This window comes from Portibacter lacus, from assembly GCF_021533215.1.
Classification (GTDB): domain Bacteria; phylum Bacteroidota; class Bacteroidia; order Chitinophagales; family Saprospiraceae; genus Portibacter; species Portibacter lacus.
The window spans coordinates 278,631-291,868 of record NZ_JAJNKA010000005.1 but is presented as its reverse complement, the minus strand read 5'-3'; the positions used below and the strand labels follow the sequence as shown (position 1 = coordinate 291,868).

The 13,238-nt window shown below is 34.1% G+C and carries 10 protein-coding genes and 1 riboswitch; of the genes, 9 read left to right on the top strand and 1 reads right to left on the bottom strand.

Features of this window, described 5'->3' with window-relative positions:
• The first annotated feature begins 108 nt into the window (after positions 1-108).
• The 8 genes from L2586_RS10585 to thrC all read left to right on the top strand — a co-directional run bounded on the left by L2586_RS10585 (position 109) and on the right by thrC (position 12,152).
• A complete protein-coding gene (locus L2586_RS10585; protein ID WP_235292863.1) occupies positions 109-3,471 on the top strand; it encodes a DUF4175 family protein in 3,363 nt (1,120 codons plus the stop codon).
• A gap of 17 nt (positions 3,472-3,488) precedes the next feature.
• Positions 3,489-3,887 carry an ATP-binding protein gene (locus L2586_RS10580; RefSeq protein ID WP_235292862.1) on the top strand — a complete coding sequence of 133 codons (399 nt, stop codon included), beginning with the start codon at positions 3,489-3,491 and terminating at the stop codon, positions 3,885-3,887.
• Positions 3,884-4,318, top strand: coding sequence for an rRNA maturation RNase YbeY (gene ybeY, locus L2586_RS10575; RefSeq protein ID WP_235292861.1), 435 nt, complete (start codon positions 3,884-3,886; stop codon positions 4,316-4,318). Before L2586_RS10580 ends, ybeY begins: the two co-directional genes overlap by 4 nt.
• A gap of 120 nt (positions 4,319-4,438) precedes the next feature.
• Positions 4,439-6,064, top strand: a complete 1,626-nt coding sequence (locus tag L2586_RS10570; protein ID WP_235292860.1) for an FAD-dependent oxidoreductase — start codon at positions 4,439-4,441, stop codon at positions 6,062-6,064.
• A 148-nt stretch (positions 6,065-6,212) separates the two neighbouring features.
• A riboswitch (SAM riboswitch) is annotated at positions 6,213-6,319 on the top strand.
• 83 nt (positions 6,320-6,402) lie between these two features.
• Positions 6,403-7,413, top strand: a complete 1,011-nt coding sequence (locus L2586_RS10565; protein WP_235292859.1) for a homoserine O-acetyltransferase family protein — start codon at positions 6,403-6,405, stop codon at positions 7,411-7,413.
• On the top strand, positions 7,413-9,857 hold the full coding sequence (gene thrA, locus L2586_RS10560) for a bifunctional aspartate kinase/homoserine dehydrogenase I (RefSeq protein ID WP_235292858.1): 2,445 nt from the start codon (positions 7,413-7,415) through the stop codon (positions 9,855-9,857). The genes L2586_RS10565 and thrA overlap by 1 nt, the downstream gene beginning before the upstream one ends.
• Positions 9,858-9,872: 15 nt before the next feature.
• Complete coding sequence (locus L2586_RS10555; protein WP_235292857.1) at positions 9,873-10,796, top strand: homoserine kinase; 924 nt, start codon at positions 9,873-9,875, stop codon at positions 10,794-10,796.
• Between the two features lie 42 nt (positions 10,797-10,838).
• On the top strand, positions 10,839-12,152 hold the full coding sequence (gene thrC / locus L2586_RS10550; protein ID WP_235292856.1) for a threonine synthase: 1,314 nt from the start codon (positions 10,839-10,841) through the stop codon (positions 12,150-12,152).
• A 92-nt stretch (positions 12,153-12,244) separates the two neighbouring features.
• Here the strand turns inward: thrC and L2586_RS10545 are convergent, their stop codons facing one another.
• A complete protein-coding gene (locus L2586_RS10545) occupies positions 12,245-12,616 on the bottom strand; it encodes a septal ring lytic transglycosylase RlpA family protein (protein ID WP_235292855.1) in 372 nt (123 codons plus the stop codon).
• A gap of 220 nt (positions 12,617-12,836) precedes the next feature.
• Between L2586_RS10545 and L2586_RS10540 the strand changes: the two genes are divergently transcribed.
• Positions 12,837-13,223, top strand: a complete 387-nt coding sequence (locus L2586_RS10540) for a septal ring lytic transglycosylase RlpA family protein (RefSeq protein WP_235292854.1) — start codon at positions 12,837-12,839, stop codon at positions 13,221-13,223.
• Positions 13,224-13,238 lie beyond the last annotated feature (15 nt).

Sequence of the window (13,238 nt, the reverse complement as noted above, 5' to 3'; positions counted from 1 at the left end):
TTTTATGCTAATTTGATGGTAAATTTAGCTAAGCTGAATCTTTTTGGCACTTTTTTGGTTAAATCATACTAGGAATAACACCATAGTCCTGGATTAAAATGGCAAATAATGCAAGGAAAAGAAGATAATTATAGCTTATTAATTCGTAAGCTTGATCAATTCATAAAAAAATACTACACGAATAAAATTGTAAAAGGTGGATTATTATTCATTAGTATTTCTTTGCTTGCATTCCTTGTATTCAGTTTATTAGAGTCCCAATTTTATTTTTCTACAGGCGTTAGAAAAATGTTCTTTTATGGTTATTTGGTTTCTATGGTAGGCCTCTTGTTTTACTGGGTTGTCCTTCCATTTATGAATTATAACCGTCTTGGAAAGGTGATTTCTCATGAAAAAGCAGCATCTATTATTGGCGAACACTTCACTGATGTTCAAGATAAATTATTAAATGTTCTACAGCTTAAGAAGCAATCAAATCAATTCGAAAGTGCTGCACTAATCAATGCGAGTATTAACCAGAAGTCGGAAGAAATTAAAATTGTTCCTTTTAAATCAGCCATTGACCTAAGTAAAAATAGAAAGTATCTGAAGTATGCGCTTCCGCCATTTATGCTATTAATTATATTGGTTTTTGCTGCTCCTTCACTAATTACGGATTCCACAAGCAGAATCATAAACAACAATAAGAAATTTGAAAAAGATGCTCCTTATAAATTTGTTATAAACGAGGAAAATCTAGAAGTACTGCAATATGATGACTACAATCTATCCGTAGAAATCCAAGGTGATGTTCGTCCGCAAGAGGTTTTCATAGATGTGGATGGTTACCAATATAGACTTAAAGAAGATAAGGACGGTCGATTCAATTATGTTTTCAGGAATATTCAGAAAGAAACTGATTTTAAGTTATTCTCAGGAAAAATATTTTCAGATGATCTTAAGCTAAAAGTACTTAAGAAACCTAATCTCACAGATTTCAATGTAACACTAGATTATCCTGCCTACACGAATAGAAAAGATGAAACACTGAATAGTATCGGAGATTTCATTGTTCCACAAGGAACAATCGTACGATGGGATATGAATGTAGAGAATACGGAGCAAGTTTCGTTCAAGTTCAGCAATGAAGCAGATAAGGAAGACAGTAAAAAGACATCTGATCAGAGTTTTTCTCAATCCAAGAAATTGATGAGAGATCTCTTTTATAAAATATACGTTTCTAATAATTACTTGCCAGAAGGTGATAGTACATCTTATACGGTCAATGTTATACCGGATTTAAACCCGACGATTTCCGTTGAAAAGATCCAAGATAGCATAGAAAAGAACATTGTATATTTCGTAGGAAATGTCTCTGATGATTACGGATTAAGAAGTCTATCTTTTAATTATAATATCCAAAGAGCAAATGGTAAAAAAGAAGATTTAGTTTCTACTAAATTACCGAATCCTACGAATACACAAGCTTCCTATGATTACTTACTTGATGTTAATGACTTAAAATTAGAAGCTGGAGATAATGTAAGTTTCTACTTTGAAGTATTCGATAATGATGCGGTCAATGGTAGTAAGTCTTCTAGAACTGGAATAATGACATATGCGAAAGCAAGCATAGAGGAATTAAAAGCTAAAGAAGATCAGAATAACGAAGAAATTAAGGAGGACTTGCTGGAGACGATGAATAAGTCAAAAAAAATCCAGGAGGAGTTGAAAAAATTGAAAGAAAAACTACTTCAGAAAAACGAATTAGACTGGCAGGATAGAAAAGAGCTTGAGGAATTACTAGAAAAGCAGAAAGAACTTCAGAAACAAATAGAAGAAGCTAAGAAAAAGCTAGATGAAAATCTGAAGAACCAAGAAGAAATGGAGCAAGATCCTGAAATGCAAGAAAAGCAGGAGAAACTCCAAGAGATGTTCGAGGAATCTATGAATAATGAGATGGAGGAATTAATGGAACAAATCCAAGAATTGCTTCAAGAATTAGACAAAGATAACGCCCTGGAGATGATGGAAGAAATGAAGATGAATGATGAAAATCAGAATCAAAACATGGAGCGTTTGCTTGAACTATTTAAGCAGTTAGAAGTAGAAAAGGAGGCGAATGAAATTATAGAAGAATTAGAGAAACTAGCGGAAGAGCAAGAAAAGTTAAGCCAAGAAACTCTGAATGAAGAGAAGCCAAAAGAAGAATTACAGAAAGAGCAGGAAAAAATAAATGAAGATTTCGAAAAGCTAGAAGAACAGTTAGAGAAATTAGAAGAGAAGAACGAAGAATTAGAAGTTCCTAAAGAATTAGGGGAAGACAATGAAGAACAATCTGAAGAAATCAAAGAAGAGTTAGAAAAAAGTGAAGAACAGTTAGAACAAAAAGAGAATGAAGGTGCTGCAAAATCTCAGAAAAAAGCTGCTGAGAAAATGAAGTCTATGGCAGAGAAAATGCAAGGAGCCATGGCTGCAGGGGAAATGGAGCAAATGGAAGAAGACATTCAAGCTCTGAGACAATTGTTAGAAAATTTAGTGGATCTTTCATTCGACCAAGAAGACCTAATAGACGTGGTTTCTAGAACAAATTCTACAACACCTAAGTATGTTTCTCTAGTACAAGATCAATATAAACTGAAAGATGATTTCGTACTAATTCAAGATTCTCTAATCGCTTTAAGTAAGAGAGTTACTGAAATTGAAACCTTTGTCACAGATAAAATAGCTGAAATTAAGACGAATCTGAATGAATCTCTGGATAACATGGAGAACCGTCAGAAGCCACTAGCTAATGATAATCAAAGAAGAGTCATGAAGAATACGAATGACCTCGCTGTGATGTTAGCTGAGTCCATGCAAAATATGCAACAGCAGATGTCTTCTATGGCAGGAGACGGAAGTTGTCCTAAACCTGGTGGAACTGGTAAATCTAAAGATGGAAAAGGAAGTCAAGGTTCTGTTCCGATGGATAAAATTACAGAAGGTCAGAAAGGAATGGGAGAGAAGCTGAAAGAAATGATGGAAGGCCAGAAGAAAGGTGGCAAGGATGGAAAAGGTGGAATGTCTAAAGAATTCGCACAAGCCGCTGCAAGACAAGCTGCTTTAAGAAAAGCACTAGAAGAAATCAAGCAAGGAAAAGATGAGCAAGGTAAAAGCTCTCAAGGTCTTCAGGAAATGATAGACCAAATGGATAAAATCGAGACTGACCTTGTCAATAAGCGATTAAACAATGAAATGCTGAAACGCCAACAAGATATTGTTACTCGATTATTAGAAGCGGAAAATGCGGAAAGACAAAGAGAACTTGACCAAAAAAGAATAGCAGAGCGAACAGGGGAGAAAGAGCGAAAATACCCGCCTGCTATAGAAGAATACATTAAGAAAAAAGAATCAGAAGTAGAAATGTATAAAACCGTTTCCCCTTCACTTAAGCCATATTATAAATATTTAGTAGAAGAATATTATAAATCATTAAAAGAGAATAATTAAGACGTTAGGTCTATTATATGCATCCGACAGAACTTATATTAAAATCTGATCCTGAAAAGATTAATGAAGTTGAATTCTTCGTTAAGAGCTTTGCTAAAGATTTAGCGATTAACGAGAATATATACCCTAATATACTTATTAGTGTAACGGAAGCAGTGAATAATGCCATAATTCATGGTAATCAGAAAAATAAGAATAAGGAAGTTAAGATCGAACTATATAAAGTAAAGGAAGTACTTACCATCCTTGTTAGTGATCAAGGTGATGGCTTCAATCCAGAAGAAATTCCCGATCCTACTTTAATCGAAAATCTAGAAAAACTAGGTGGTAGAGGCGTATTTCTGATTCAACAACTATCAGATATTGTTCAATACACAAATGACGGTCGAACAGTAGAAATGCAGTTTTTTTTATGAGTGAAGAATTAGACTTGCCTGTTGTATTCCATTTTGAAGACATCGAATTTGAATTAATACCGGAAGAAAAATATACTACTTGGGTACACAAAATGGCGGAAGTCAATAAAGTATCCATCGAGGCCATTAACTATATCTTCTGCAGCGATGAATATTTACTAGATATTAATCGTAACTACTTACAACACGACTACTACACTGATATTATTAGTTTTCCTTATCATGAAAAGCCTAATCCTCTCCAAGGCGATATTTTCATTAGCATAGACCGAGTTAAAGAGAACGCAGCAGATTTAAAAATCGATTTCAACACGGAACTACTAAGAGTTATATCCCACGGACTCTTACATTTCTGTGGTTTCAAAGATAAAACATCTGAAGACCAACAAATAATGAGAGAGAAAGAAGAGGAAATGATGAATCTGTTCTAGAAACTAAATCATTAAGTCTTTCCCTAATTAATCAACACTATTAGTATTAATAATCTTTTACTATTTTTAACATCTACTTTCAGAAGCTGACTGTACATTCACAATTAACACCAATCTAACATGATCTATAAGTATTGTATAACTATTCTAATACCCGTCCTTTTATTTTTTTCTGATACTCTACCTACAAATAAAGACTATGATATCATTGTTTACGGTGGAACATCGGCTGGAATTGTAGCAGCAGTACAAGCTACCAGAATGGGCAAGACAGTTTTGGTAATAGAGCCATCAAGTCATATCGGAGGTCTAACTACAGGAGGATTAGGTGCGACAGATATTGGAAATAAACAAGTAATAGGAGGGATATCAAGATCTTTCTATGAAGAGATATACCAGAAATATCAAGATCCCAAGAATTGGAAATACCAGGATCGCTCAGACTATATCTCAGAAGAAAAAGATAAGAATATTAATTCCCAATGGACCTTCGAACCAAGTATCGCAATGGAAGTTTTCGAAGATTGGATTAAAGAAAATAAGCTAGAGATTATTAAGAATGAACGACTGAAATTAACGGACGGCGTTACCTCTAAAAATGGTAAAATCACATCCATTCATATGGAATCAGGTAAATCTTATCAAGCGAAAGTTTTTATCGATGCAACTTATGAAGGAGACCTAATGGCAGGAAGTAAAGTATCCTATACTATAGGAAGGGAAGCAAATAATGTCTATAACGAAACCCTGAATGGTGTTCAAGTAAAACATGCCATATATCATCAATTTCCAGATGGCGTAAGTCCATATATTATCGAAGATGATCCTAGTAGTGGACTACTTCCGAATGTCAATGCAAGTATAGCAGAGGATGGAACAGGTGATAATATGGTTCAAGGCTTCTGCTTTAGAATGTGTATCACTAACGTGCCTGAAAATAGAATCAAAACAGAAAAGCCTACAACTTATAATGAAAGCGAATATGAATTACTATTCAGAGCGATAGAAGCAGGATATAATGGTCCATTCTTTATCATGAGTATGATGCCTAATCACAAAACTGACGCCAACAACAAAGGTCCATTTTCAACTGATTACATCGGAAAAAACTTCGACTATCCAGATGGCACCTATGCAGAGCGTGAGAAAATCATTAATGATCATGAAGTATATCAGAAAGGACTACTATGGACACTCTCATACCATCCGAGAATACCACAAAAAATTAGAGACAAGTTTTCACAATGGGGACTTCCTAAAGATGAATACGATGAAAATGGCAATTGGACGCCTCAATTGTACATCAGGGAGGCACGAAGAATGGTCAGCGATTTCGTCATGACGGAACATCATTGTACTCAAGAATCGATAACTGCAGACCAATCCATCGGCATGGGTGCTTATACCATGGATTCACATCATATGCAAAGGTATGTGAACAAAAATGGCCACGTGAAAAATGAAGGTGATGTAGAAGTAGGTGGGTTTTCTCCTTATCCTATTAGTTACAAAGCCATTGTACCTAAAAAAGAAGAAGTTACTAATTTAATTGTTCCGGTTTGCTTGTCTGCATCTCATATAGCTTTTGGTTCCATACGAATGGAGCCTGTTTTTATGATCCTTGCTCAATCCGCTGCTACTGCCGCTAGCATTGCTATAGATCATCAGATTGACGTCCAAGACGTTACCTATTCAGAGTTAAAGGAAAAATTGGTAAAAGATGGTCAAATTTTAAATTATGAATAGTAAATATTCTACTTTATAAGAATATGAAATTCATAATTTTATCATATATATCTTAATAAAATCATATTTATACTAAAAAACTTCACATTCTAATTTATTATTCTTTGATTTGTGTAATTGAACTAGAAATTTAATGTTCTTTGAAAAGTACTTATCAAGAAAGGTGGAGGGAATAGGCCCAATGAAACCTTAGCAACCTGATCTTTATTAAGGTGCTAATTCCTAGCTTATGATTATATCTAAGTTAGATAAGTATGAAAAAACTCATTTGTTTTTCCATTTCTAATCTTTAAGAATTCCTGATAGCTGCTTTTCAATTAAAGCGATGTGTAGATTTTATGGAAATATACTCTAATAGAATAGGAATAAAACTAGAAGTTGAAGGACGCAATTTCCCTTTCGAAATTGCCTATCACACTTATGGAAAATTAAATGAAGATGCTTCGAATGCGAAATGGGTATTTCACGCATTAACTGCTAATTCTGATGCGGCAACTTGGTGGTCCGGACTTTTTGGTCCTGATAAGATATTGGATCCAGAAAAAGATTTCATCATTTGTGCTAATATGCCAGGATCTTGTTATGGATCTGTTGGTCCTTTAAGTATAAATCCAGAGACAGGAAAAAAATATTACCACGATTTTCCACAACTTACTCTTCAGGATATTGTGAAATGTTTTAATCTCCTGAAATCTCATCTTGGGATCGAAACGATAAATTTAGGAATTGGTGGTTCGATGGGAGGCAGTGTTTTATTAGAATGGAATGTCTTATTTCCGGATGATTTTAAAAATTCAATTTTAATAGCAACAAGTGCATATGAGTCATCTTGGGGAAAAGCAATTCACACTGTTCATAAAATGGCGATCGAAACAGATCCAACTTGGAAAAACGATCAAGATGATGCCGGAATTCATGGCCTAGAAGCGGCCAGAGGTGTTGGTATGCTTTTTTATCGCACGTATGAGAGCTTTAATCAGGCACAAATAGATAATATTAATTCTATAAATAATTATAAATCAGATAGTTACATTAGATATCAAGGAAAAAAATTAATTAATAGGTTCAATGCATTCTCATACTACTTTTTGCTCAATTCTCTTGATACACACAATATTGGAAGGGGAAGAGGGAGTGTAATTAATGCTTTAACGAAAATTAAGAGTCACTCTTTAATTATTGGTATAAATTCTGATATACTCTATCCGAAAGAAGAACAAAAGTTTTTAGGCGACCATATTCCTAATTCAGAATTAGAATTTATAGATTCTGAATATGGACATGATGGTTTCTTGATTGAAACAGAAAAAATAAACGCACTCAGTAAAAAGTTTTTAAATAATAGATAATGAAAGTATTAAAGTTTGGAGGTTCTTCAGTCAAAGATGCAGATCGAATAAAACTAGTCATTGACATTTTAAAAAATCAAAAAGAAAAATATACAGTCGTTTTTTCTGCTTTAGGAGGAGTGACCGATATGTTAATTTCTATGAGTGAATCTGCTGCGGAAGGTAATTCAGATTATTTAAAAGATTTCGCGACATTTAAAGAGAGACACATTGAAGTGGCTAAAGCTCTTCTGAATAAAACAATCCAAAAGAAGGTAATCAAAGGACTAGAAGGTAACTTCTTAGAACTCCAGAATATACTAGAAGGAATCAAACTTCTACTCGAAGCGACTCCTAGAACAATGGATTATGTTTTGTCTTTCGGTGAAAGAAATTCGGCATATATCATTGCTAATGCTTTAACCCAAAGAGGAGTAGAAGCTGATTACTTGGATGCACGAAAAATTATCAAAACAGATAAAAACTTCGGATCAGCCGCAGTAAAATTTAAAGAAACCAATAAGTCGATAAAAGAACATTACGACAAAAATGATAATGTACAAGTCGTTACTGGTTTCATCGCTTCTCATACCGGCGGGTTAACAACAACACTAGGTAGGGGAGGATCGGATTACACTGCTGCTATACTTGGTGCAGCGTTGAAAACAAAGTGTATAGAAATATGGACGGATGTAGATGGAATTCTGACCGCTGATCCAAGAAAGGTACCTGAAGCATTTACCATTCCTATTGTTACCTATGAAGAAGCAATGGAAATGTCGCATTTCGGTGCTAAAGTGATCTATCCACCGACCATACAACCAGCTCTAAAAGCTAAGATCCCTGTTTACATTAAAAATACTTTTAATCCTTCACATGACGGTTCATTAATCAGTAATAAAAAGGATAAGAATAATAAACCGGTGAAAGGAATTTCATCGATCTCTAATATCGCCTTGCTTTCCTTACAAGGAACAGGTATGTTCGGGGTACCAGGAACTGCAGGTAGGCTATTTTCCAGTTTGGCTAGAGAATCCATTAATATCATATTAATAACACAAGGATCCTCTGAACATTCTATCAGCTTTGCTATCCAGCCCAAAGAAGTTAAAAAGGCAGTAAATGTAATAGAGAAAGAATTCGAACACGAGATCAGAAGTGGATCTGTAGATAAAGTTAAAAGAGAAGAAGATCTCTCTGTTATCGCTATTATTGGGGAACATATGAGAGAAACTCCAGGAATAGCTGGAAGATTATTTAAATCTTTAGGTCAAAATGGGATTAACGTTATAGCGATTGCACAAGGATCTTCTGAATTGAATATCTCTGTAGTTATCAAAATGAATGACGAGAAAAAAGCTTTGAATGCTCTTCATGAGTCCTTCTTCTTATCAGAAACAAAGTCTCTACATATCTTTATGGTAGGTGTGGGTCTAATAGGTTCTACATTACTGGATCAGATTAACAAGCAACGTCAGATACTGATAGATGACCGAGCACTTGATATTAAGGTAGTAGGAATTGCGAATAGCAGGACTTTCTTAATTAATGAAAATGGAATTGACTTAGATAAATGGAAATCTGATTTAAAGAAAGGAGAGCAATTCAGTATGGATGATTTCTCTAAGGCAATGGTAAATCTCAATCTTAGAAATTCAGTTTTTATAGATAACACCGCTAGCTCTATCATAGCAGATAAGTATGAATTCATATTAAATAATAGTATCTCAATTTCTACTCCTAATAAAATAGCTGCATCATCTTCTTTCAAGTATTACGAGAAACTTAAGGAACTAGCTAAAAGAAGAGGTGTAAGTTTTAAATATGAAACCAATGTTGGAGCTGGACTTCCTGTGCTAAATACACTTAAGGATCTAATCAATAGTGGTGATAAAATAAACAAAATAGAAGGTGTTCTTTCTGGATCACTATCATATATATTTAATTCCTTCACAGCAAAGGACAAGTTTTCAGCGATTGTCAAAAAAGCACAAGAACTTGGCTATACTGAACCTGATCCAAGAGAGGATTTAAATGGGGGAGATATCAAGAGAAAAATTACAATTCTAGCAAGAGAAAGTGGTGCTTCACTAGAGATGAAAGATGTGAAAGTGGACTACCTTTTACCTAAATCTTGCAGGGATGCTAAAACGGTAGAAGACTTTTACAGTGAATTGGAAAAGAAAAATGATTATTTTCGCGACCTAATTACAAAGTCTGAAGAAGCTGATCAGAAACTAAGAATGATTGCTAGATACGAAAAAGGCAAGACGACTATAAAATTAGAATCTGTTGATTCCGATCATCCATTTTATGGATTGAAAGGAACAGACAACATGATCATATTTACAACGGAGAGATATAAAGAATTGCCTTTGGTGGTTAGAGGACCTGGAGCAGGAGCAGATGTTACTGCCGCCGGTATTTTCGCAGAGATCATAGGAATAAGTAATAGTTTTTCATAATAAGCATAGAAATAAATGGCAGTAGGTATAAAAGTATTTGCACCCGCATCAGTAGCGAATGTGGCATGTGGATACGATGTTTTAGGTTTTGCTCTAGAAGAACCTGGAGATGAAATCGTAATAACAAAAGTTGATAAGAAAGGCTTAAGAATAACTAAGATAACAGGCGGAAAATTACCTTACGATCCTTTAAAGAATACTGCTGGTTTTGCAGCTTTAAAAGTCCTTGAACATCTGGAATACGATGGTGGATTAGAAATGGAGATTCACAAGAAAATGCCTTTTGGTTCTGGATTAGGATCGAGTGCAGCAAGTGCAGTTGCTGGCGCAATGGCTGTGAATGAAGTGCTGAATAAACCATTGACTAAACAAGAATTACTTCCTTTCGCAGTGCTAGGTGAGCAGATAGCAGATGGTGCATATCATGCTGACAATGTAGCTCCATCTCTTTTAGGTGGTATGGTCCTTATTAGAGATACACAGACTTTAGACTTTCATAAAGTTTATATTCCTGATGGTTTATACGTAGTGGTTATACATCCACACATAGAAATTCTCACTAAGGATTCTAGAGGTATTTTAAAAACAGAAGTATCATTAGCAGATCATATAAAACAGTCAGCAAATCTTGCTGGTCTGATGCTTGGAATGCAAAACTCTAATTTTGAATTGATTAAAAATTCTCTGGAAGATATCATCATAGAACCTCAAAGAGCACATCTAATTCCACACTTCTATGATATAAAGAATGCAGCATTGACTAATGGTGCATTAGGATGTAGTATATCTGGAGCAGGACCTTCTATTTTTGCACTGTGTGACAGCACTATTATTGCCGAGAATGTAGCCATTCAAATGGAAAAGGTATTATTAGATCAAAAGATTTCATGCACAATTTACAAGTCCCGCATAAATAATGAAGGCGCAATTTTATGTTAATTCATAATTACCTATACTTTTAGTTTCAAAATAAAATCAAGTATGCAATTATATAGCACGAAAAATCCGGATTTAAGAGTTGATTTTGGGCAAGCGATTTTAAATGCTTTACCAAAAGACAATGGCCTTTATATGCCCACAGAAATTCCGAAATTAGGAGATGATTTTATTAAGAACATTAGGAAGATGTCTTTCCAAGAAATGTCCTATGAAATAGCTAAGACGATTATCGGTGATTCTATTCCTGCCGATATATTAAAAGAAATCGTTTATGATGCTATTAACTTTCCAGCAGAAGTGGTACATATTCATGACAATATTTATTCGCTTGAATTATTCCATGGTCCTACACTTGCATTTAAAGATTTCGGAGCTCGGTTTATGTCCAGGGTGATGAAGTATTTTAAGAAAAAAGGAAAGAAATTATACATATTAGTTGCAACATCTGGCGACACGGGTGGGGCAGTAGCTTCAGGCTTTTATAAAGTAGATGGCATAGAAATAGTAATTCTTTTTCCTAAAGGGAAGGTTAGTCCACTCCAACAAAAGCAATTAACCACACTCGGTGAAAATATAACAGCAGTTGAAATCGATGGTACTTTCGATGATTGCCAAGCCATTGTAAAAAAGGCTTTCCTAGATGAGGAAATGAGTGAAAATTATGATCTATCATCAGCCAACTCTATTAATATTTCAAGACTTATTCCACAATCTTTTTATTATTTCAATGCATTAAAGCAAGTTGATTATAATGAAAATGTGAGTTTTGTAGTCCCATCTGGAAATTTTGGTAACATAACAGCAGGGATTTTAGGACAGAAAATGGGACTTCCAGTTAAACATTTTATTGCAGCTACAAATGCAAATGATGTTGTTCCAGAATATATTGCAACAGGAGAATATAGACCAAGACCAGCCACTGCAACAATAAGCAATGCTATGGATGTCGGCGATCCATCTAACTTTCCACGCCTTTCAGATTTATATGGTTCCACGTGGAACACTATCAAAGATAAACTCAAAGGTTATGCCTATTCTGATGAGCAAACTAAGGAAACCATACTAGAAGTTTATAAAGATTATGGTTATTTACTAGATCCTCATGGAGCCATAGGATACCTTGCAGCCATGGAGTATAAATATGAAACTGGATACGAAGAACCTATTATATTTTTAGAAACTGCACATCCAAGTAAGTTTAAAGAAACTGTAGAAGAAACTCTCAATCAAGAAATAGAAATACCAGAGAGATTAAGCATCCTTTCTGAAAAACAAGAACACTTTTATCCACTTCCTAACAAGTATGAAAAATTCAAGAAGTGGTTTAAATCAACTTTCGAAGAGACAGAAAACTAATAAATTTCCGAATCATTATGTACTATTAGATGTAATTAAAGTTACATAGAAAATTCTAAATTTTGATTTTCGATAGTTTAAATAGCTTAATACTATGGAACGACCTGCTTAACTAAAACTTCAACTATTCCTTTCTCTATCATATCAATTTGTTCTGCAGCTAAATAACTGAGATCAATAATTCTACCTTCTATAAATGGGCCACGATCATTAATAGTTACTTGAACTGCTTTTTGATTATTTTTATTGATAACTTGAACAACTGTACCAAAGGGAAGAGATTTGTGAGCAGCTGTTAATTTTTGCTGATCAAAAGTATCACCATTAGCTGTTAATTTTCCTTGATAATAATCAGAATAGTACGAAGCTAAACCTTCTTCTTTATGGATATTAATATGACCTTTACTTACAGGCTTAAATGATAAAAGGCCAAATAGAAGTATTAAAGTAATAAGGGTTTTCATTATTGGAATTTATTAGGTTAATATTAAATTCCAAGTTTCATTAACATTAGTACTACAAAAATAAGCTATGTAAGAACAGGTATCAATAGGTGATATAAACAATAACATATTTTTAGCAGTTATCTGTCATTTGCAATCTAGTTTGTTCCACGTGGAACAAATATTCATATTTTCATATATTTAATAAATTATTATATTTATTGAACGAATAAAAACTAACATGTTGACCAAACATTTCTTTATAATACTATCTCTATTTCTTCTAAGCTTTTCCAATTGCACAGAGCCTTACAACTTCGAACAAGAAGGCCGTGCTTCATATTACGCTAATCTATTTATAGGGAAATCAACAGCAAGTGGTGAAATATTCTCTCAAGATAGTTTAACAGCAGCACATCCTACATTACCCTTTGGAACAGAAGTTTTAGTAACAAATATCCAAACCGGAAAAAGTATAAAAGTTACTATAAATGATCGAGGACCCTTCGTTAATGATAGAATAATTGATTTAACAAGAAGAGCAGCTGATACGCTTGAATATCTTACAGCAGGAGTTACAGATGTAAAAATTCAAGCTATAGTAGATGAAGAATTTTTAGTAGAGTAATAATAAATAATTATA

Coding starts and splice junctions, on each gene's coding strand:
- L2586_RS10565 (WP_235292859.1), top strand. CDS start 6,403: ATGGAAATATACTCTAATAGAATAGGAATAAAACTAGAAGTTGAAGGA.
- L2586_RS10545 (WP_235292855.1), bottom strand. CDS start 12,616: ATGAAAACCCTTATTACTTTAATACTTCTATTTGGCCTTTTATCATTT.
- thrA (WP_235292858.1), top strand. CDS start 7,413: ATGAAAGTATTAAAGTTTGGAGGTTCTTCAGTCAAAGATGCAGATCGA.
- L2586_RS10570 (WP_235292860.1), top strand. CDS start 4,439: ATGATCTATAAGTATTGTATAACTATTCTAATACCCGTCCTTTTATTT.
- L2586_RS10555 (WP_235292857.1), top strand. CDS start 9,873: ATGGCAGTAGGTATAAAAGTATTTGCACCCGCATCAGTAGCGAATGTG.
- thrC (WP_235292856.1), top strand. CDS start 10,839: ATGCAATTATATAGCACGAAAAATCCGGATTTAAGAGTTGATTTTGGG.
- L2586_RS10540 (WP_235292854.1), top strand. CDS start 12,837: ATGTTGACCAAACATTTCTTTATAATACTATCTCTATTTCTTCTAAGC.
- L2586_RS10580 (WP_235292862.1), top strand. CDS start 3,489: ATGCATCCGACAGAACTTATATTAAAATCTGATCCTGAAAAGATTAAT.
- L2586_RS10585 (WP_235292863.1), top strand. CDS start 109: ATGCAAGGAAAAGAAGATAATTATAGCTTATTAATTCGTAAGCTTGAT.
- ybeY (WP_235292861.1), top strand. CDS start 3,884: ATGAGTGAAGAATTAGACTTGCCTGTTGTATTCCATTTTGAAGACATC.